The organism is Mariniflexile ostreae, assembly GCF_042427585.1.
GTDB lineage: Bacteria > Bacteroidota > Bacteroidia > Flavobacteriales > Flavobacteriaceae > Pseudalgibacter > Pseudalgibacter ostreae.
Map to the genome: position 1 here is coordinate 1 of NZ_JBHMFC010000028.1, position 21,825 is coordinate 21,825.

20 protein-coding genes and 1 tRNA gene are annotated in these 21,825 nt (G+C 35.3%); 18 read left to right on the forward strand and 3 right to left on the reverse strand.

What is annotated here, in order from left to right; all coding sequences use genetic code 11:
* Nucleotides 1–165: 165 nt before the first annotated feature.
* The 5 genes from ACFFU9_RS07905 to ACFFU9_RS07925 all read left to right on the forward strand — a co-directional run bounded on the left by ACFFU9_RS07905 (nucleotide 166) and on the right by ACFFU9_RS07925 (nucleotide 3,485).
* On the forward strand, nucleotides 166–540 hold the full coding sequence (locus ACFFU9_RS07905) for a hypothetical protein (RefSeq protein WP_379860856.1): 375 nt from the start codon (nucleotides 166–168) through the stop codon (nucleotides 538–540).
* A 92-nt stretch (nucleotides 541–632) separates the two neighbouring features.
* On the forward strand, nucleotides 633–911 hold the full coding sequence (locus ACFFU9_RS07910; RefSeq protein ID WP_379860857.1) for a helix-turn-helix domain-containing protein: 279 nt from the start codon (nucleotides 633–635) through the stop codon (nucleotides 909–911).
* A gap of 5 nt (nucleotides 912–916) precedes the next feature.
* On the forward strand, nucleotides 917–1,288 hold the full coding sequence (locus ACFFU9_RS07915; protein WP_379860858.1) for a hypothetical protein: 372 nt from the start codon (nucleotides 917–919) through the stop codon (nucleotides 1,286–1,288).
* Between the two features lie 121 nt (nucleotides 1,289–1,409).
* On the forward strand, nucleotides 1,410–2,624 hold the full coding sequence (locus ACFFU9_RS07920) for a hypothetical protein (protein WP_379860859.1): 1,215 nt from the start codon (nucleotides 1,410–1,412) through the stop codon (nucleotides 2,622–2,624).
* A 129-nt stretch (nucleotides 2,625–2,753) separates the two neighbouring features.
* Nucleotides 2,754–3,485: a hypothetical protein gene (locus ACFFU9_RS07925; RefSeq protein WP_379860861.1), complete on the forward strand. Its 732-nt coding sequence runs from the start codon at nucleotides 2,754–2,756 to the stop codon at nucleotides 3,483–3,485.
* A gap of 378 nt (nucleotides 3,486–3,863) precedes the next feature.
* On the opposite strand, the gene ACFFU9_RS07930 is transcribed toward ACFFU9_RS07925, so the two are convergent.
* Nucleotides 3,864–3,945 (reverse strand) — tRNA-Leu (locus tag ACFFU9_RS07930).
* Nucleotides 3,946–4,139: 194 nt separating this feature from the next.
* On the opposite strand from ACFFU9_RS07930, the gene ACFFU9_RS07935 reads away from it, so the two are divergent.
* From ACFFU9_RS07935 to pth, 3 genes are all read left to right on the forward strand, one after another.
* Nucleotides 4,140–5,081, forward strand: a complete 942-nt coding sequence (locus ACFFU9_RS07935) for a ribose-phosphate pyrophosphokinase (RefSeq protein ID WP_379860863.1) — start codon at nucleotides 4,140–4,142, stop codon at nucleotides 5,079–5,081.
* 67 nt (nucleotides 5,082–5,148) lie between these two features.
* Nucleotides 5,149–5,778, forward strand: coding sequence for a 50S ribosomal protein L25/general stress protein Ctc (locus tag ACFFU9_RS07940; RefSeq protein WP_379860864.1), 630 nt, complete (start codon nucleotides 5,149–5,151; stop codon nucleotides 5,776–5,778).
* Nucleotides 5,779–6,174: 396 nt separating this feature from the next.
* Nucleotides 6,175–6,741, forward strand: coding sequence for an aminoacyl-tRNA hydrolase (pth, locus tag ACFFU9_RS07945; protein ID WP_379860865.1), 567 nt, complete (start codon nucleotides 6,175–6,177; stop codon nucleotides 6,739–6,741).
* 5 nt (nucleotides 6,742–6,746) lie between these two features.
* Here pth and ACFFU9_RS07950 read toward each other — a convergent pair whose 3' ends face one another.
* Complete coding sequence (locus ACFFU9_RS07950) at nucleotides 6,747–9,476, reverse strand: T9SS type A sorting domain-containing protein (protein ID WP_379860866.1); 2,730 nt, start codon at nucleotides 9,474–9,476, stop codon at nucleotides 6,747–6,749.
* Between the two features lie 231 nt (nucleotides 9,477–9,707).
* Between ACFFU9_RS07950 and ACFFU9_RS07955 the strand changes: the two genes are divergently transcribed.
* From ACFFU9_RS07955 to ACFFU9_RS08000, 10 genes are all read left to right on the forward strand, one after another.
* The gene (locus ACFFU9_RS07955) at nucleotides 9,708–10,640 is read left to right on the forward strand and encodes a bifunctional riboflavin kinase/FAD synthetase (protein ID WP_379860867.1); all 933 of its coding nucleotides are present in this window, start codon (nucleotides 9,708–9,710) and stop codon (nucleotides 10,638–10,640) included.
* Nucleotides 10,633–11,949: an HTTM domain-containing protein gene (locus tag ACFFU9_RS07960; RefSeq protein ID WP_379860868.1), complete on the forward strand. Its 1,317-nt coding sequence runs from the start codon at nucleotides 10,633–10,635 to the stop codon at nucleotides 11,947–11,949. Before ACFFU9_RS07955 ends, ACFFU9_RS07960 begins: the two co-directional genes overlap by 8 nt.
* Nucleotides 11,950–12,378: 429 nt before the next feature.
* Nucleotides 12,379–13,650 carry a serine--tRNA ligase gene (gene serS / locus ACFFU9_RS07965; RefSeq protein ID WP_379860869.1) on the forward strand — a complete coding sequence of 424 codons (1,272 nt, stop codon included), beginning with the start codon at nucleotides 12,379–12,381 and terminating at the stop codon, nucleotides 13,648–13,650.
* 156 nt (nucleotides 13,651–13,806) lie between these two features.
* Nucleotides 13,807–13,929, forward strand: coding sequence for a hypothetical protein (locus ACFFU9_RS07970; protein ID WP_379860870.1), 123 nt, complete (start codon nucleotides 13,807–13,809; stop codon nucleotides 13,927–13,929).
* A gap of 421 nt (nucleotides 13,930–14,350) precedes the next feature.
* Entirely contained in the window at nucleotides 14,351–16,144 is a 1,794-nt protein-coding gene (locus ACFFU9_RS07975) for a tetratricopeptide repeat protein (protein WP_379860871.1), read from the forward strand.
* 67 nt (nucleotides 16,145–16,211) lie between these two features.
* The gene (locus ACFFU9_RS07980; protein ID WP_379860872.1) at nucleotides 16,212–17,072 is read left to right on the forward strand and encodes a cupin-like domain-containing protein; all 861 of its coding nucleotides are present in this window, start codon (nucleotides 16,212–16,214) and stop codon (nucleotides 17,070–17,072) included.
* Between the two features lie 265 nt (nucleotides 17,073–17,337).
* Nucleotides 17,338–17,805 (forward strand): hypothetical protein, encoded by a 468-nt coding sequence (locus ACFFU9_RS07985; protein ID WP_379860873.1) that lies wholly within the window; start codon nucleotides 17,338–17,340, stop codon nucleotides 17,803–17,805.
* A gap of 455 nt (nucleotides 17,806–18,260) precedes the next feature.
* Complete coding sequence (locus ACFFU9_RS07990; RefSeq protein WP_379860874.1) at nucleotides 18,261–19,793, forward strand: hypothetical protein; 1,533 nt, start codon at nucleotides 18,261–18,263, stop codon at nucleotides 19,791–19,793.
* A gap of 1 nt (nucleotide 19,794) precedes the next feature.
* Nucleotides 19,795–20,463, forward strand: a complete 669-nt coding sequence (locus tag ACFFU9_RS07995) for a hypothetical protein (protein ID WP_379860875.1) — start codon at nucleotides 19,795–19,797, stop codon at nucleotides 20,461–20,463.
* A 244-nt stretch (nucleotides 20,464–20,707) separates the two neighbouring features.
* Nucleotides 20,708–21,205: a DUF6646 family protein gene (locus tag ACFFU9_RS08000; RefSeq protein WP_379860876.1), complete on the forward strand. Its 498-nt coding sequence runs from the start codon at nucleotides 20,708–20,710 to the stop codon at nucleotides 21,203–21,205.
* A gap of 135 nt (nucleotides 21,206–21,340) precedes the next feature.
* Here ACFFU9_RS08000 and ACFFU9_RS08005 read toward each other — a convergent pair whose 3' ends face one another.
* A complete protein-coding gene (locus tag ACFFU9_RS08005) occupies nucleotides 21,341–21,814 on the reverse strand; it encodes a regulatory protein RecX (protein WP_379860877.1) in 474 nt (157 codons plus the stop codon).
* Nucleotides 21,815–21,825 lie beyond the last annotated feature (11 nt).

A 21,825-nucleotide genomic window follows, 5' to 3' on the forward strand; every position in this document is an offset into this window, starting at 1 on the left:
TTTTAGTGCGCTTGTAGAGTCCCATGAAAATTATTTTTAGTCTGCAAACCAAAAATAAGGGATTCTCAAGCTTCTTTAAAACTTAAACTTTCGGATAGTTGTGAGTTTAGACCTATCGAAAATTACAATGGCACTAAAGATTTTTTAAAATGGATTGATACACAATTGATAAATTTAGATTTAAAAGACTTAAAGCAAACCAGTCAACCAACCGAGACAATAACAAACCCACACTTTAAGAAACTACCTTTTTATTGTGAAATAGGGGCATTGTTCGCACAAGGTTTTATATACAAAATAGGTTTTGACTATTATTACAAAGAAATGAAATTTGAAAGCATTAATAAACTATCTAAACATGTTGAGAAAGAAATATTAAAAACTAATAAATCAACCAGACAATGGATTAATGACACAGTACAAAACACAGGAATTAAAAATTTTTATGCTTCTAATAACAGGATGCAAAATATTATAGAATATTGCGAAATAAAGGGCATCGAAATAAAACCCGATTTTAAGCCAAATACTACGTATTAATAAATCTGCACCAAATCTGCACTGGTGCAGTAATATAGTGCCAAGGAACTAAACGCAAATTTGTATCATATTAATCTTAAAAAGTTAAAAAGATGCAAACGGTACAACTAATTTCTGTAACACCCGAACAACTACAAAACGCAATTATTGAGGGCGTAAAAACTCAACTTCAAGACCTTAAAAAGCATTTTGAGCCAAAGACACCTAACGAGTATTTAACACGTGTTGAGGTTGCTGAATTGCTTAAAATAAACCTTGCAACTGTTCATAACTGGACAAAGAAAAGTATTTTAATATCTTACCAAATCGGTGGGCGTGTTTATTATAAACGCAATGAGGTTGAGAACGCAATTGTTGAACTTAAGAAGTAAAAGCAATGGCAACGCAAACACCTCAACCAGTAACCCACGTTTACAAAGAAGTTAACGAGGGCAAATATAAAAGCGTAAAACATTACGAGCTTCTACAATGTAACGCAGTACCTAAATTTTCGACACTTATTAATATTAGTGCAAATCAAAATTGCGCTTTATCTATGCCCGATTTTTGGCTAAGAATTAGGCAGGGCAACAAGTGGACAAAATACATAACAGGACTTTTTAAAACCTCTAAAAAAGGTATCTACAAGGGCGACACCCAAAAAAAAACAAACCTCGTTATTTTTAAGTTTTCAGACGACACCAGTACATTAACTATTGATGTTTACGAAAACTTCTATACAAGCGATTTAAGCACGTTTCTACAGTAACATAACGGAACTGTTGCCAAATGTACAAAAGCAAAAAAGAGGGCGTTCAAAACCCTCTTTTATTGTTCAAATGTGGCAATACGGCAACGCATTACTCACACGCAAATATAACTATTTTCTTTTGATAGACTTTGTAAAATATGAACTTATAAACACACGCCCCGAAATATTGGAGTGTAACAGTTTATTAGATTTTCATAACAAAGTAAATTTATCTACTGGCGAAATGGGTACATACATAAACGCATTTTATAAAGGTTTAGAATTTCGTATTTATGATGCCACCATAAAGACACCTTACAGACGTATAACGGTCGAGGGTAGTTTACATAAATACTGGAATAGTGGGGCGCATAATTTTAACGACTTTGGAATTATGCAAGTTGTTGAGGTTGTGAATGACTTAAAAAGATGCTTCAATATATTTCAAGAAAACTGCGTTTTAAAATGCTTAGAAATAGGTGTTAACATAGAACCACCATACAAAACTAAAACTATCTTAAACCAATGCCTATTACATAAAACAGACCGTTTTAAATGGGTGTACACCAATGATGAGGGCAACTACATACAAACCAAACACCAAAGGCACTTTATAAAAATTTACGACAAGAAAACCCACTACAAAAACAAAGGCTTCACTATTGATAATGAGATATTGCGTATTGAAAAGAAATATACAAAAATGAAATACCTCAACGACAAAGGAATATACACCCTCAAAGACCTTTTAAACTATGGTTTGCACAACTTCCAGCCCGAACTATTAAAAGATTGGGAAAACGTTTTAATTTATGATAAATCAATACTAGAGAAAACCAAATACAAAGACAGATATTCCAATGTAGTTTTTTGGCAGGAACTTAAAAGAGATAACTTTAAATATCACAGAAATAACCTTAATAAAATCTTATCAAAACACCCTGAAAATATTAAAAACCAAATAGCCATTTTGATAAAAAATAAGTGTGAATTTCTAAATACTAAAACTACCCAAATTAACCCTTTACATATACGGTTAATTCGGGTAGTTTCTACTTCTCAAAAACAGGACGAAAACAGGCGCTTATGTGTGGTTACAAAACTCAATATTTCGATGCAAAAAGAAGATAGTATTTTATTAAGTCATACAGGATTGAGATACTACTTTAAAACCGATAAGAAGATATTTAACGAGGTCAAAAATAAATACCTTTCTGGAAATTGGATTGATTCAGAACACGAAACCCAAATAAAAGAAATTGCGCACAACATAAGAAACACCAACAGCAACCAAACCATTAGACAGAGAAAACTATATACGAAAAATCAAATGAGACTATTCAACATCAATTAAAACAAAGAAAAATTATTAACAATTATTAACACCTAAAACACAGAAAATGAAAAACAGAAAAGACGACCCGAACAACGGAGAAATCACAGAAGCAGAATTAAACGAATTAATCGAAAACCTTTGGAAATAATGAACACAACAGAAAAAACACCACAGACAAAATTTAAAAGAGTATTGGTCTTTGAGAATACGGAGAGACTAAAAAATATAGTAGAGCAAATAAAACCGCATAAACCTTATTTAAACGCTTTGAAGGAATCCTACGAGCTGTTAGAGATTGGAGATTTCACCAATGATAAGTACATTGAACTTATCACAAAAGGCACTCTTATAACTGAAAGAAGATACAAGGAGTTTCTAAATTCAGAACTTGAAAAACTAGGTGTAAAATCCAGCGTATTAAAAGGCAACTTATTAAATGAATCGGATGACTCACTTGATAATCTAAAGGAATCTTTGAAAGCTTTAAAGTCATTTAGGGTAAAACAGTCAAGTTTTGACGAGCAATTGCCACCGCTAAAACTTGAATCGATTACTTATGCAAATATAGGTTGGGTTTTTTATGTAAGCAATGAAAGCCGTGAGGCCATAAGCGAAATGCACTGCAAGACCTATCTTGAGAGTGAAGATGAACAAAAGCTTTATGAGTCGATTAACGCTATAGCCAAGGCTTATGACAAGTTTCTTGATGACTCTAAAGCCTTGTTAAATCTTGATTTTCGCTTTGATGGATTGGGAGCTCTGAAGCAATACATTGATGACCCCATTGTAATGAGAAAGCACGATAAAAACTACAACAAGAAAACCTTGATTAGGAATGAATGGTTACTATCTTTTATAAGGTATAACAAGAAACAGTAATCTATTATGCGCTATTGTTGGGGCAATTTAGAAAGTGTATTGCTATCAATTAAAAAACCTTACAGAAATGTGGGGTTTTTTTTGTTTAAATAGTTTTAAAGAATCATTTCTTTCACACAGTAAACCTCTAATTTTTAATAGAAATATACCAAGGTAGTGCCAAGGGTAAAAAGAAAAAAACAACGATATTGCAACGAGGGTGAAAATATAAATATTGTTGACCTTTGTTGACATTCAGAATGCCTAAAAAGTACCAAGGTAGTACCAAGGGTAAAAGAAAAAAACAACGGTTTTTAAAATGGTTGTCAAATGGTTGTCATGTATGCTAAATAAAAAACCGTAAACAATTAATTAACAACTGTTTACGGTTTTATTAAGTACTCAAGGTGGGAATCGAACCCACACAACCGAAGTTACTGGATTTTGAATCCAGCGCGTCTACCAATTCCGCCACTTGAGCAATTTAAAATCATGCCTCCATATTACGATTAGGATTGCTACTTAAGCATGTTTGCGACTGCAAAAATATATTTTTTTTTGATAAGTATCACAAAAATACTCGTTAATATTCTTTTTAGGTTGAAATAAAAGTATAAATTTGCACCTCGTTAAAAATCATCTAGTGTTTTTGCACTCTAATACAACATGTTAACTATGCCAATCGTTATTACCGAAGCCAAAATTTTTGCATGCACACAAAGTAAAGTTCTTGGTGAAAAAATAGCAAAATCTTATGGTGTCCCCTTAGGGAAGGTTATTACCTCAACTTATAGTGATGGTGAATTTCAGCCGTCTTATGAGGAATCTATAAGAGGTGCCCGTGTTTTTATCATTGGATCCACCAATCCAGGTCCAGAAAATTTAATGGAAATGTTGTTAATGCTCGATGCAGCAAAGCGTGCTTCTGCAAGACACATAACTGCCGTTTTGCCATATTTCGGTTGGGCAAGACAAGATAGAAAAGATAAGCCACGTGTGCCCATTGCAGCAAAATTAGTAGCTAAAATGTTAGAAGCGGCAGGTGCCACGCGCATTATAACGATGGATTTGCATGCCGACCAAATTCAAGGATTTTTCGAAAAACCAGTAGACCATTTATTTGCCTCTACTATTTTCTTACCTTATTTGCAAAGCTTAAACCTCGATAATTTAACCATTGCATCGCCCGATATGGGAGGTTCAAAACGAGCATATGCCTATTCCAGGGCCTTAGAATCCGATGTGGTTATATGCTACAAACAACGCTCTAAAGCCAACACCATTTCCCACATGGAACTTATTGGCGATGTTACTGGTAAAAACGTCGTTTTAGTAGACGATATGGTCGATACCGCAGGAACACTTACTAAAGCTGCAGATTTAATGATGGAACGTGGTGCATTAAGTGTTAGGGCCATTTGCACGCATCCTATTTTATCTGGCGACGCTTACGAGAAATTAGCAAATTCAAAACTAGAAGAACTTATCGTCACAGATTCAATTCCTGTTAAGCCATTAAGTGATAAAATCAGGGTATTAAGTTGCTCAGATTTGTTTGCACAGGTTATGGATAAAGTCCATAACAACAAATCTATCAGTTCACAATTTGTGATGTAATATTTTTTTTCAAAAAAAATAAAAGGTATATTAAATTTAGAATATTAATTAAATTATATAAATAAAAATGAAATCAATTACAATCGACGGATCTCAAAGAGAAAGCGTGGGCAAAAAAGCAACAAAAGCCTTACGTAATGCTGGTCAGGTTCCTTGCGTATTATACGGGGGAGATAAACCAGTTCATTTTGCAGCACCAGAACTTGCATTCTCAAAACTTGTATACACCGCAAATGCGCATACAGTTGTGATTGCTTTGGATAATGGCGAAAAATTAAATGCCATTCTACAAGACATTCAATTTCACCCTGTAACAGATAGAATTCTACACGTAGATTTTTATCAGTTATTCGATGATAAAGAAATCACTATGGATATTCCTATACAATACATTGGAAGCTCACGTGGTGTTAAAAACGGTGGTGTTTTACGTAAAAACCAACGTAGCTTAAAAGTAAAGGCTGTACCGGCCAACTTACCAGATTTTATCGAAGTGGATATTACGCCGCTTAAAATTGGTAGTAAACTTTACATTACAACTTTAGAGAACGATGCTTACAAATTTATGCATCCAGAAAACACTGTGGTATGTCAAGTAAGACGTTCTAGAACATCTATAGACGAGTTTGACGACGAAGAAGAAGAAGGAGCAGCGGCAGCAGAAGGAGCAGCTACAGAAGCACCAGCTCAGGAATAAATCTTATTCTTAATAAATATTTAGAGCATCCTGAGGTCATTCAGGATGCTTTTTTATTTTTAAGAAGATTAAGGATTTGGGCGTTACCGCGTCCCGATACTTTTTCGGGACACGGTCGGGCTTTCCGCTATATCTTTTTAAAAGGTCATAATGCAAAAAGTACAATGCGGCTATCTGCCTGCTTTTAGAGCTAAACCTAAGGGTATGGTTTGGTGGGTTTAAAAAGGATGCCGCTACAATCCCTAACGCAGGCAGTTCTGGAAAACCATGTTCGTCATGGGTTTTTTAGACAATATTGATAAGGGATTGGCTTGAAAATAAATTAAAAGCGATATGATGTATGCATGGTTTTTAAGGATGTTTAAAAAGAGAATTCATATTGAAGAACACGATGTTATGAAAAAATTTTTGATTGTTGGATTAGGTAATATTGGCGAGAAATACGAGAACACGCGTCACAATATTGGTTTTAAAGTTTTAGATTATTTGGCATCTCAAGAAGCCCTGACTTTCGAAACCCAAAAGCTTGCCGATATAGCGACCTATAAATTAAAAGGCAGAACCTTCATTTTAATAAAACCCAATACTTATATGAATTTAAGTGGTAAGGCTGTACAGTATTGGTTAACAAAAGAAAAAGTCCCTTTACAGAACCTATTGGTTATTACAGACGACCTTAATTTGCCCTTTGGAAGCATTAGGTTAAAAACCAAAGGAAGCGATGGGGGGCATAACGGTCTTAAAGATATTCAAGATAAACTAAATACCTCACAATACAATCGGTTTAGGTTTGGCATAAGCGACGCGTTTAGCTCGGGTAAACAAATCGATTACGTACTGGGCGAATGGACCGAAGAAGAGTCTGAAAAATTAAAAGAACGCTTAAATAAGGCAACAGAGCTTATAAAGTCGTTTGCTTTAGCAGGGGTTAACCATACCATGAACGCATTTAACGGGAAATAAAAAACTTAGTTTATCATTATTTTTCTGGTATACGTTCGTGTTCCGTCTCTTGCCTTCAGAATATACATGCCAGACGATATCGAACTTAATTTTATGGTTTCATTAAAAACGCCATTATTCTCATAGTCTTTTTTAAAGATAATACGCCCGCTGGTATCATAAATAACAATATCAATTTTATGCTTTATTAAATTGGTTAGGGTCACGATAAAGTCTCCTGAATTGGGGTTAGGAAACACTTTTAAGTCGGCAAATGCTATAGGTTCTGGGCTGCCTTCTGTAATAGTGGTTGTGCAGAGTTCTAAATACCAAGATGTTAAGATGCCTGTGTCTCCTGCCGAAAGATCGGCAATACCTAAAGTCCAATTCCCAAAAGGATTCTCTCCTTTAAATATACTTAATGGATTTAAAGGGCGGTACACGTCATTGTTTTGGGCATTGGAGCAATCTATAGGGTTGGCGTTGTCGTCTAGGCGAATTATAAGGCTGCCATTTCCGCATAAGTTAGGAGTTATTAGATTGGTTTGTGTCGAATTCGGACTTTGAAGCGCTATCTGTAAATCCCCTTGGTAAGTATGATCAATGTTAAGTCCCACTTTTACATCTGTTATAGTGGTAGATTCGTTAACGCTTATAGTACTGCTAACAAAAGCATCACCATTATCAGGGATATTTAAAGGCAGGTCGGTACCACCTGTGTATTGTGTACATGTGGTTGATACGTTGTAACCTATAGCGAAATTTTCAGGATTAATGGCAAAAAAGATATTATTAACGGCCTCCACCATAATTCTACAAAATGGCGCTTTTATATCGTTAGGGAACGAAATGTTTGCTGTGCCATCATTCGCTGTATTGGCTACTAATACGGTAGGGAAGGTTAGGCCGCCATCGGTAGATAAAAGAATGTTTACCAGGCTAGTGTTTACTGGGCTTGCATTGGTTTTAGCGACATCCCAAGTAATGGTTTGTGTACTGTTTTCGGGGTAGCTAACATAGCTTTGCTGAGAGGTTATTTTAAAGGGGCCGGCATCGGCATAGGTAGATACGGTCATGTTATCGGTAGCGGTTTGCCCACCTCTAATATCATGGTCTCTTACAGTAAGCTGGAAGTTGATAGGCCTACTCACAGATGCGAGCTTTTCCCAAGTGGTGGAGCCATTAGAGAGCCTTAAGTCTTCTAGCCTAGGGATGTACCTTATAGGGGAAGTGGTGCCTTCAAAAGAACGCACTAGGGGTCCTGAGGCATTCGATTCGTTAGGAACGCCCCTAGAGGCGCCTCCTCCAAGATCATACTGTTCCCAGGTGTAAGTATGTGTATCTGTGCCCTCGGTATCTGTAGAGCTGCCCGTAAGTTTATAAGGTGTGGAAATAGGAATGGTATAAGAGGACCCTGCATTGGCTTTAGGCGGCGAATTGAACGTTGAAGACTCGGTACCGCAGGTGCTGCTTCCTGTTGTGATAGTGTTCCAAATCATTTGAATGCTTTTTTGATGAAAATAAGCATCTGCATACGATTGAATGTTTTGGGGCGCACAGATGCCAGCGTAAGCCATAATAGTACTTCCGCTACCAGGTTCATAGGCGTTGGAAGAGTTCCATTCTAAGGTATCGCAATTTCCTGCATTACCGTTCCAGGTATGGGGCGCACCAAATTGATGGCCCATTTCGTGTGTTACAAAATCTATATTATAAGCATCGCCCACTGGAAACGGCTGCCCCGTAACGCCTCGTGCCTTTGCGTGGTTGTTGCATACCGAGCTTAATTCTGCAATACCTCCCGCGCCTGTGCTAAAGGTGTGTCCAATATCATAATTTGCGGCGCCTATTGTTGTATTGATAATGGTTTGGCTTTCATCAATTAATGCACTAGCGTCAAAATTGCTAAAGCCATCCTCCTCATCTAAAAAAATAATATCCATATTATTTACCAAAGACATTACTAGGGATAGGTCTCTTTTGAAAATAGCATTCACACGTGTCATGGTAACCACCATAGCCTCTAATACGGCCTGTTTTTTTTGGGCCATGGTAGCGTTGCTTAACCCTGCAGCATCGATGTGGAACGAGGCATATTCTGCTGTACTTGCCAGTGCCAATCGAAACGTTCTTAGTTTGCCATCACCCATGGTTTTTGCCGATTTCGATAGGTTGTTAGATGGGTTTAAGGTAGTCGCGTAATCTGGTGTAAGGCATTTTGGGAATTCTTTTAAAGTGGGCAAGTCGGTTTTGTTATAAACCGTATAAGTATTCGAACTGCTGTTGTAGGGGTCTATAAATTGAGTTCCGTTTGCTGGGGAGAGCGTCATGGCATGAAGCCCTTTTGGTGTTAGGCTAAAGTGGATTGTGGTCTCCGGATTTTCAATGTTATGGCCGGCATAGCTGCGTATATGGTTTTGTTCTGCTTGAAAAACAGGTTCAAGTATTGGGGTTTCTATAACGGTATACGAGCCTATAGTGCCATCGGCATTGGGAAATGTAATAATTTGGCTAGAGGCTTTTGAGCCGTTTGAGGGGCGTGAGGCCAATTGCAACCTGGCGGTTAGCTGCTCAATATCCAGCTGGTATAATCTATTTTTGTTAGAGAATCCTTGTCTGAAATCATTTTCGCGCTTTACCGTCTGCTTTTGTGTGGTTACCGTCCATAACGGATTGGTGTGTTGTGCAAAAGAGGTCAAAGATAGGCACGCGATGCTCAATAAAAGCAATAGAAATTTCAGGTTAAGCTGTTTCATAATAAAACCAAAGGATCAAATTGGGGAAATAAAAATACCTTGATAATTTATGATTAGCAAGGTTTTTAGTCATTTTGATTTATTTGGAATCATTGCGAAAGGTATTACATGATTTGAGAAGCGGCTCTAAGGCTTTGTAATAATTGAGATACGGGCCTATAACATTTAAAGAATTAGTTTAATTTCGCATTATAGCTTTAGAATCCCTAATTTTGCATAAAACCGAGTGGCTTGAAAATTTTAAATGACCTTGATGCTTTTGCTAAAACCCCTACAGTAGTTACTATTGGCACATTTGATGGTGTGCATATAGGGCATCAGAAAATAATAAAACGACTTTTAAATACGGCCGAACAAGGGCATTTAAAGTCTGTAATTCTTACGTTCTTTCCTCATCCGCGTATGGTTTTGCAAAAAGATGCCCATATCAAATTAATCCATAGCATTGGAGAAAGATGCCAGATTCTAGATAGTTTGGGCTTAGATTACTTATTTATTAAAAAATTTACACACGACTTTTCTAGGCTCTCTGCTAAAGCGTTTGTGAAAAATATTTTGGTAGACAAACTACATGCTAGAAAAGTGATTATCGGTTACGACCATAGGTTTGGTAGAAATAGAAATGCCGATATTAACGATTTAAGGAAATTTGGTGAGTATTATGGGTTTGAAGTAGAAGAAATTTCATCGCAAGATATTGATGAGGTTACAGTGAGTTCCACGAAAATACGAACAGCTTTAAAAGAGGGGAACATCGAAAAAGCCAATGCTTATTTGGGCCATAGTTTTATGATTACGGGTAAAGTAGTAAAAGGAAAGGAACTGGGTAGGCAAATAATGTTTCCTACAGCCAATATTAGTGTAGACGAAACCTATAAATTAATCCCAAAAAAAGGCTCGTATGTGGTCAGTTCTGAAATGGGTGGACAACTGGTATATGGCATGATGAATATTGGTACCAACCCTACAGTTGAGGGGAAGAAAGAATCTATTGAAGTTCACTTTTTCAACTTTAATAAGGATCTGTACCACCAAAATATTCAAGTGAATTTACTGCAACGTATTCGGGATGAAGAGAAATTTGAGTCGGTAGATGCGCTAAAGGCACAATTATTAAAAGATAAAGCCGTTTCGCTTCAGTTTATTGCGTCTCAACATGCTTAAAGTTTGGTTGTTTAAACATGTGGATAATTCGGCATTGATTGTCTTTAGAATCATTTTCGGATTGCTCTGTTTTTTAGAATCTGTTGGTGCTATTTTTACAGGTTGGTTAAAACGCACCTTAATAGACCCTAAATTTACATTTTCGTTTATCGGTTTTGAGTGGTTGCAGCCCCTTCCTGGAAATGGGATGTATGTCTATTATGTTATTATGGGGGTTTTGGGGCTCTTTATCATGATTGGGTATAAGTACCGATGGAGTGTTATAGCCTTTACGCTTATGTGGTCTGCCACCTATTTAATGCAAAAGGCATCGTATAACAATCATTATTATTTATTGGCCCTTTTAGGGGGGATTATGGTTTTTCAGCCCGCAAATAGATACGCGTCGTTAGATGTTAAACTGAATCCAGAGCTAAAACAGATCAGCATGCCGCAATGGTGTAAAGGGGTGTTCGTGTTGCAACTTTTTATCGTCTACACGTATGCTTCTATTGCGAAACTGTACCCAGATTGGCTAGACACCAGTGTGATAGCGTTAATGATGAAAGCCAAACAGCATTATGTGATTGTTGGAGAACTCCTTCAGTTAAAATGGCTGCATTACGGTATGGCTTATGGCGGTATTTTGTTTGATGGCTTAATTATTCCGTTGCTGCTTTATAAACCGACAAGAAAAGCGGCTTTTATAGCCTCTGTTTTTTTTCATTTATTCAATTCATTTGTATTTCAAATCGGGATATTTCCTTATTTGGCATTGGCTTTTACGCTTTTCTTTTTTGAGCCCAAAACCATTCAAAACTTGTTTTTAAGGAATAAGCCTTTTTATGAGAAAGGAGAGGTGAAAGTCCCTAAAGTAGGAACAGCGCTACTGGTTTTGTTTTCTATTTATTTTAGTATTCAAATAGCACTGCCGTTGCGACATTATTTTATTCAAGAGGATGTGTTGTGGACAGAAGAAGGGCATAGGTTATCCTGGCGCATGATGTTAAGATCTAAAAGTGGATATACCCGATATACTGTGGTGGATAAGGCTACCAACGAGCGGGTTCTAATTAATCTTAACGATTTTCTAACAAAAAAACAATCCAGATTAGCGAGTACAAAACCCGATGTGATGTGGCAATTTTCCCAATATTTAAAAAAACATTTTAAATCTCAGGGTCAAGAAGTGGCGGTTTATGTGGACAGCAAGGTGGGTGTAAATGGAAAACCGTTACAGCCTTTTATAGATCCTGAAATTGATCTTGCCCATGAAAAGTGGGACTTTTTTAAGCACAGTACTTGGATATTGCCATACAAAACGGATTGATTTTTTTGCTATGAATGTTTTTTTTGAATCTTAATCCATGTCATTCCAACGTTAGGAGGAATCTTCTATTTCTATTTTTTATTGAGAATTAATATACTTTCTTTTTTAAAGAGATACTTCGCCATACTCTTAATGATGCCATACGCTTTTAGTATTTTTATCATTAAGCGGGAGGTGCGAAAAAAGGACTTTAACAAGCCTTGTCTTTCCGATGTTAATAGAAGCTTCATCACTTACATATCTTTTCTTTCATTAAGAATGAAAAACGGCTAAAGCATCTCAGCAACAAGAAACTATCGTTAATCATTTCTAAATAGGTCTCTTTACTTTTATAGCATGATAAGAGCGTTGTACCCGTAACATAATAATACAGGTTTAGTGTTAAATATAGCAGTAATTCGCTAAATTTGCAGCTTAAAATTTAGATAGATGTTACAGGTTCCTTTTATTAGAGAAAATAGAGATTTAGTTATAGAGCGCTTGGCGAAACGAAACATGGATGCAACCCAGATGATCGATCAGGTGATATCCCTTGATGAAGCACGTCGAAATACCCAAGCAGAATTGGATAATACCTTGGCAGAATCCAATACACTGTCTAAAGAAATCGGGAATTTATACAAATCTGGAAACGCCACAGAAGCCCATGCTTTAAAAGAGAGAACAAGTGAGTTAAAAGAGCTTTCTAAAGAACTGAATGAGGTTTTAAACACCAAAACGTCAGAGTTAAGCCAATTGCTATACAAAATACCAAATGTGCCCAATAGTATTGTGCCTTCTGGAAATTCTGAAGTTGATAATGAAGAAGTGTATAAAGAGGGCGATATTCCTGTTTTACATGCAAACGCTTTGCCTCATTGGGAATTGGCCAAAAAGTATGATATTATCGATTTTGAACTTGGTAATAAAATAACAGGTGCTGGATTTCCGGTTTATAAAGGAAAAGGTGCCAGGTTGCAACGTGCATTAATAGCGTATTTTTTAGATAAAAATACTGCGGCGGGCTATACAGAATATCAATTACCGCTTTTGGTAAATGAAGCTTCAGGTTTCGGTACAGGGCAGTTGCCCGATAAAGAAGGGCAAATGTACCATGTTGGGGAAGATAATCTCTATTTAATTCCCACAGCCGAAGTACCAGGAACTAACATCTTTAGAGATGTTCTTTTAAATGAAAGTGAACTGCCTATAGGCATTACAGGTTATACCCCGTGTTTCCGTAGGGAAGCAGGGAGTTACGGTGCACATGTAAGGGGGTTGAATAGGCTGCATCAATTCGACAAAGTAGAAATTTTGCGTGTAGAGCACCCTGCCAAGTCTTACGAGGCCTTAGAGGGGATGGTAGCACATGTAAAAACCATTCTAAAAGAACTAAAATTACCGTACAGGATTTTAAGACTGTGTGGTGGTGATTTAGGGTTTACATCGGCCCTAACATATGATTTCGAAGTGTTTTCAACGGCACAAGACAGGTGGTTGGAGATATCATCGGTCTCTAATTTTGAAACCTTTCAGGCCAACCGTTTAAAATTGAGGTTTAGAAATAGCGAAGGCAAAAACGAACTGGCACATACTTTAAATGGCAGTTCCTTAGCATTACCAAGGGTTTTAGCAGGCATTCTGGAGAACTATCAAACGGAAAAGGGCATAGTAATTCCAGAGGTATTACAAGCCTATACAGGTTTTAGTATAATCGATTAGGTATAGGGTTAAAATCTTACAAAAATACGGTGTTTTTATAAATTATCCGATGAAATGCTTGATAATCAGGTTTTTCAACGATTATTTTAGTTTTTGCTTGGTGTTTCATATTATATTTATGATGTTAGCAGTACCAACCAATTAAACTATTTATTTATGAAAAACGTAAAGCGTATCGTGCTGCTTATCGCATTAGTAGCGATTGCTGGCAAGGTTTTGTTTTCAGATTTTGAAATTGTAAAACCTAAACAAGAAACAGTGGTCATTGCAAATAAATGATATTTGTTTTTGTTAAAATTATTGTCCCCAATCTTGATAATACTGTTTTTTAATTAATAAAACATTTATTTTTGGTTGGTAATGCCCGAGTTCTATTCGGGCATTTTTTATGTTTTTTTTTAAAACGAATGCTGAAGTTTAAAATAACTGTCTCCGCTGGTTGTTCATGTTAATTTGCCGAGGTCAAGATTTTACTGCTTAGCCTCAAGGTGCTTCATGTTCAAGTGCCACTCCATAACAAAAATAAAACCGTGTTAAAGCAGCTATAACCAAGCTTAAACCCATATGGCTATCTATAGCTTTGCTCATTTGGGCATGATTCCTAATATAATATGTTTTATCGCTTAAATTATTAAAATTCTGTTGTATAAATTTTAAATTGCACACGGTTTCACTACGTTACATTCATTATATTTACCCCATGAGACGTCTTTTTATCTTAGTGCTACTTTTCTCAACCCCTCTTTTTTCTCAGGAAGATTTTTTCTTTCAGGAAGATGCTTTGGCACAGGAATATTTTAAAAATGGCGATTTTAAAAAAGCCTTAAACGAATATCAAAAGCTTTATGATAACGCCCCAAACAACATCAATTATATTAATCAAATTATAGCTGCATATCAGCAATTAGAGCTTTATAATGAAGCGGAAACATTTTTACTGTCTTTGATGAAAAAAATTAAATACCCCGCTTTTATGGTGGAACTTGGGTATAATCATCAATTAAAAAATGAAGTTAAAAAGGCGACAGCTTACTATATGAAAGCGATTGAAAGTGTGGATGAAAATGTAAATAATTCATTTTCGGTAGCGCGAACCTTCCAAAGTCACTCTTTGTTGAACCAGGCCATTTCAACCTATGAAAAGGCTATGCTTTTAAACCCAGAACTGAATTTTAATTGGCAATTGGCGCAAATTTATGGTGAACAGGGCGATATAGAGAAGATGTTTAATAGTTACATCTCTTTTGTAGAAACCACCCCAGATGCCTTAAATACTATCAAACGCGCTATCAACGATTTTATAAGTGAAGATAGTACACAAGAAAATAACGTCTTGTTCCGAAAAATACTGCTTAAAAAAAGTCAGAAAGACCAAAATTTAATTTGGAACGAATTGTTGAGTTGGCTCTTCATTCAACAGAAAGAATACAATAAATCCTTTATTCAGGAGAAAGCTATTTTCAACAGACAGCCTGAAAGCTTAAACCGTATTGAAGAATTGGCAAATATGGCTGTTTTAGAAGACGAAATTGAAGTGGCTAAAGCGATTTTTGGGTTTTTAATAGACACAGCACAAGACTTAGATACAAAAATAGCGGCCCATTATAATTTGCTAAAGATAGAAACAGAAGAAAGTACCGTTAAAGACTTTAAGGCTTTGGGCTTAAAATATCAGGATTTTTTTAAAACCTTCGGAAAGTTCTCGGCAACTTTAAAAGCTCAAATCGGCTATGCTCATTTCTTGGCTTTTAAAATGAACGCTAGCCAAAAGGCGATTTCTTATTTACAAGATACTTTGGAACTCCCGTTATCGGAAATGCAAAAGGCAGAAGTGAAAATGGCGCTGGGGGATGTTTTGGTTCTGGAAGAGAAATTTAACGAGGCCTTAATCTATTACACTCAAATTCAACGAAATTTAAAAAACAGCACCATTTCCCAAGAGGCACGGTTTAAGGTAGCTAAAACCAGTTATTTTAAAGGGGATTTCAAATGGGCCGAATCACAACTTAATATACTAAAGGCCTCTACGTCGCAACTTATTGCCAACGATGCATTAGAATTAAAGCTTTTAATATCTGATAATAAATATGAGGATTCTCTTCAAACAGCTTTAAAACTTTATGCAAAAGCCGATTTATTAGGATTTCAAAACCGGAAGGATGATGCCATTTCCGTATTGGACCAACTATTGAGTGCCCACCAAACTGAGCCTATAGTGGAACAAGCGCTCTTTAAGCAAGCGCAATTGTTTGAGGACAATAAGCAGTTTAAGCGTGCTGAAGATAACTATAACAATCTGTTATTGTCTTATAGAGATGGTATTTTAGCCGATAATGCCTGTTATGCTTTGGCAGAGCTTTATGCACATGAACTGGAACAGCCCGAAAAGGCTAAAATGCTATATGGGCAAATTGTTTTTGATTATCCCGATAGTATTTATTTCGTAGATGCTAGAAAAAAATACCGGGGCTTGCGGGGCGATGCCATAAAATAACAAACTGGTTTTGAATATCGTTTTTTAACAATGTTTTCTTAACTTTGAATGACTAAACCTTATAGCTTTGGGACTGAACCTTCAAGAGATTCCTCGTGTAAAGACCATTACAAAAGAAGACTTTTTAAACCATTATTTCAGGCCACAAAAACCTGTGGTTATAGAACACTTTATCGACCAGTGGCCAGCTTATAAAAAGTGGAATTTAGAGTATATAAAAGCACTTAGCGGCGACATAACAGTGCCGTTGTATGATGATAGACCAGTAGATTATAAAGATGCTTTTAACGAGCCCCATGCCACCATGAGGCTGGCAGATTATATCGATTTACTAAAAAGTGCGCCAACAAAATATCGTATTTTTTTATGGAATGCCTTTAAAGAGTTGCCGCAACTGCTTCAAGATTTTACCTTTCCCGATTTTGGTTTACGACTAATGAAAGGGATTCCCATGTTGTTTTTTGGAGGTCGCGACTCTTATACCTTCATGCATTACGACATTGATTTGGCAAATATTTTCCACTTTCATTTTGAAGGGAAAAAGAAAATTATCCTTTATGATCAAGAGCAAAATCGGTTTTTGTATAAAATTCCACACGCCCTAATCACTCGCGAAGATATTGACTTTAATAATCCCGATTTTGAAAAATGGCCACTTTTAAAAAGGGCTAAAGGCTATGTTGCAGAACTGAATCATGGCGAGGTTTTATATATTCCAGAAGGCTATTGGCACTACATGCGCTATATTACCCCTGGGTTTTCCATGAGTTTGCGTGCAATAGCAAGAAACCCTAAAAACCTATCTAAAGCCTTTTATAACATTCTTATTATGCGCCAATACGATAACCTCATGCGGCGTATAAAAGGTCAGAAATGGATAGATTGGAAAAATGAGCAGGCTGTTATTAGGGCGCGTAAGAGGAAATAGGGAGATGTGTGTATGGAAAAGGAAAGATCTCTATCCCGCACCAGACCACTTCATATAGTTCATCTATAAGCAAATAGTCTGTTTCTGCAACTCTCGAAGGTAGAATCCTATTAATTGGGTCGTTTATTATACTCCGTGTTTCCTTTAATGAAAAAAGGCATTATATTTATCGGAACATGAAACACTACCAATAATATTACATATGTATTAATGTCGATTAGGCGATACTACACATATGCAATCGTTACCACACATTTGAGAAACTATGACCATTAAAGATTTTTTCGATATTGAACCAATCCAAAAAAATGGATTACTGATTTTTGCATTTGCTTTTTTAATGGCATACCTCCAACTTTTTATATTTAAATCCAATTTTTCTGATTTAGATAAATTTGATAAAATAATATTAAGTTTATCTGTAAGTGTTTGTTGGGTCGTAAGCGAATTGCCTACCTACTTCTTTTTTATGAACTCCAAATGGTTAAAATGGAAAAGCAAAGGGAAAGTATTTGAATTAATCGCGGATAGAATTGTGACTGCCTTTGGTTTTACGTTAATATTATGGATGGTTATTCTAACCTATATTGGATACGAATTTAAAATGGATTTAAATATGTTCATTAGAACTTCATTAATCTGGATGTTTCTAAAATCAATATATTGGTCTTTTTACTGGCTAAAATATATATTGATTGACATAAAAAAAGAAAAGAAAATGCAGACGGAATAACATGAATTCTGGAATATTTCTTGGGAAACACGATGATAATTCGTCAAATTTGAAACTGATTTTTTTAATAATATCCGATTTATAAAAACATAAATTAAAAAACGTGTGGTAATAACTAAGTATTCTACTCGTCAATAGGCTAGAGCTGAATATGGTGTTGACGCATCCGGTTGATTTGCCACTTTATGGGTAAAACGATGCGTTTAAGATAGTGTTAGGCTCTATTGTTTTTTACTTGTTGATTAAGTATCTAACTTGCTTTACTCCTAATTTGATATTGGCTTTTAGCCAGCTAGTTTATCCTGAATATGGTAAGCACTCAGATTCTTACATATTTATGTAGGATAATATATCAAAAAAGAATAAGTTTGATGTGAAAAAAATAAATATGGATGCAATTCTTTGCGTTTATATTAACCCTTGGCAATAAGGCGACCCACTCAAACGAAAAGAATATGGCTAAATCAGAATTACATTTTTTAGGACACATAATACAGCTTATAACAGTAGAAACTAACTATAATAAAGATTTTAACAACTATAAAGGCACTCCTATACTTTATAATCAAGGTGGGTTGCTTCGATTTGTTTTTGCCTTTGGGGAAAATTTCCCCTTTTTAGAACGCATGACAACCGTTGATTATAAGCGATATAAATTGAGTTATCCTGTAGACGATGGAAAGGTCGTATTCTACGATGCCAATCATGATGTTTTAAAAATCTGGAAATTTAAAGACGCTCCTATTGTTTATTATAAGGTAGAGTTTGATCCTAATGGTGCCGGTATGCAAGTAGAAATGATAATTTCGCCAGCAATACAAGACTACGGCTGTAAAATCCATAGAAGTTGGCACATAACACCTATTGAGGAAGAAACATATCAATCTCCTGTGTATGCGATAGAAGAGAAAGAAAAGAAACCCTTTAGAATAGACATTGGTGCAAATAATAGCGATATAAAAAACGGAGTTTTTGGGTTCGATAAAATACCAAGTAACTATAAAAGTATCTGTACTTCAAATATTGAGAAACTAAGGCAAGAATACCAACCCATAGCAGATATTTTAGATAAAGAATATTTACCCTCTTGGCTAAGTATTCGTAAAGGCCAAACGGTAGAATTAGAATTAAATTGGGAAAAGAAAGGACGAGCCGATGATTATACCAACATCACTTTTGATAGGCATCCAGATTTTATAATAACACCAACAAATTTAAAAGGCACAGACAAAGTACAAATTACGTGTAAAAATAATAACCCTAGCACTGCGCAACTACTTATAAAAGCAAATAGTAAAACCGTAGGCGCTTTAAATATATTTTATCCAAAACCAAAGACTATTGATTTAGAATGGTGTTTTGTGGAAATTACTGGAGATAAAAAAGATGAATTTGATTTAGGTAAGAAAATCAAAAAATCTAACTTAGAAAATCTACTAGAAAAAGGCCTAAAACCGGCACTAATAGATGTAGCCGTATCAAACACAACTGCAAAAATAATTGATATTACCGAATATACCGACCGTCAAAAACAGCTAGGTGTATTAAAAAAGCATCTCAATGATAGAATAGGAGATTATATTGAAAGAAGTTTAGTTAATCGTGTTTTTGCTACTATTGGTATGAAACACAATAAAGATATAAACAAACTGACCTTATATGTTATTAACAGAAAATGTATTGTTACTGCCGATATTCCTGATAGTGGTTCATTTCCAATGGCAGGAGGTTTGTCTCCAACAGGAACAGGAGTTTCTTATATGGTTTTAGGAGATGGTAACAACATAGATTTAAGAAATGTAATGCACGAAATAATGCATTCTTTAGGATTGCATCACACATTCATAAAAGATGGAGAAAGCACTACAAAGTTCACCCATAAATTCAAAAAAGAGAAAACCAAAAATTATATGGATTATAGAGATAATAAAGAAATTACTTGGAAATGGCAATGGAGAAAATTACACCAATATTCTAAATTAAATTAAAATGAGATATACCTTGATTTTTTTATTAAACCTTTTTTTTTTAAGTTGCTCATCTATACCTAATGAGTATTTAGCCAATGATGATGCTTGCCATTATACCGACCCTATCTTTAAAATCACAAAAGAAGAATTATTTCTTAATCCAAATATTTTAAAACAATCAAAAGACGAAAATGGAGATATTGTTTTAACAGATAATAAGAATTATAAAAATCTCTTTTCTGTTTTATCTGGTGGATACATCGCAAATTACCAAACAAATAAAAAGCTAGGGATTGATAAATGGGTTTTATATAGAAAAAACAGAACAATTAAAAGAGTAAGTTTTATATATCTTAACGGAACAAAAGAAATAAGTCAAGAAACTCATTACGACGAAAAAGGTAATATCACAAAAATTATAGACTACGAAAAAGGCTATAAAATATGTTGGAAAGAAGCCATAGAAATAGTTAAAAAAATAGCAAAAAAAGATATTGAAAAATATGAAATAAAAGGTTATAATTTAAGTCATAATAATTTAAACGAATTCCCAAATGGAAATCCAGAATGGCAAATATCACTAGATGGAAATGAAGAATATGAAGAAAAAGACACCAAAATATATGCTATCGATGGAGTAACAGGGAAATTAATAAGAACTTATAAAATAACAATGGAACATTATTAAACCTGGTTGATTTTCCACGCTATGGGTAAAACGATGCGCTGAGTGGATACTGCCGGCGATGGTGGTCCTGTACCTAATCATGCACAACCCTATATTCCTTTAGGCTTTAAAGTATATTAATACGCTGCTTCCAATAGCTGTGTTCTAAACTTAAGCCTGTTTGCGAACCGAATACTTTAGATATTACCCCTTGTTTTATAAAAACTTATAATATCTTTGGGCACTTAAAACTTAAACTTAAAACATGAAACATTTATTTTTAATAGCAACCATGCTAACAGTATCTTTTGCTAGTGCTCAAGCGTTTTCAGGAAAAGATGATAAAAAATTACAAGTAGGGGCTAATTTTCAAAATAATGCCACAGGACTTAATGTGAGCTATGATTTAGGTGTGGGCCAGAATATCTCTTTAGGTTTCTCTACCACTTATGCGTTAGGTATTGATGAGGTGGATGTTATAGACAGTGGTTTTGCAGATTGTTTTGATATAAGAGGGCGTTTTAATGCTAACTTAGGAAATGTCCTTAAAATTGATGATAATTTTGATGTCTATCCAGGATTAAGTTTCGGACTTAAAAATTTTGGTGGGCACTTAGGGATGCGTTATTTCTTTTCTGATGGTTTTGGTTTGTACACCGAACTGAACACGCCTTTGGCAAAGTATGATACAGGCGACTTAACAGCGGCCGAAAAACTCCATAATCAATTTACAATAAGCTTAGGAGCTGTTTTTAATATATAAATACAAGCCAGTTATAAACAAAAAAACGGATTAGCCTTAAAATGGCAATCCGTTTTTTTTGTTTATATCATTTTTTTGTATGCTTAAAAAAAAGATTTATTTTCAATCCATCTGTTAATTGGCGTCTAAAACAAGCTATTTTATTAACTCATGAGCCTTCTCGTAAACCAAAAAGGATTCCCAGCCCCGGTATAAAAAATAGTCAATAAACGTCTTACGTTTCTTAAAAATATTAGGTTCCTTAATGGAGTCTGCCTTCTTCTCGGCTAAAGCATTGAACGTCTCAATATATTCTTCGTCCGAAATTTCTTCAAGTGCTTTATTTATGTTATATTTACTTACGTTCTTTTGTTTTAGTTCGTTTGTCAGTCGGTATTTGCCCCAAGCCTTAATCCGGAACTTACCACGGACAAAAGTTTTGGCAAAACGGGTTTCATTTAGGAAGTTGTGATCTAAAAGATGTACCATAATAACATCGATAGCTTCTGGTATCATGTACATGGCTTCTAGCTTTTGTCGCACCTCTTGATGGCACCGCTCTTGATACGCACAATAATGCTCTATCTTTTTAGTGGCTTCCTTTACCGTATATGTTTTTTTTAATTGCATAACGTATCAAA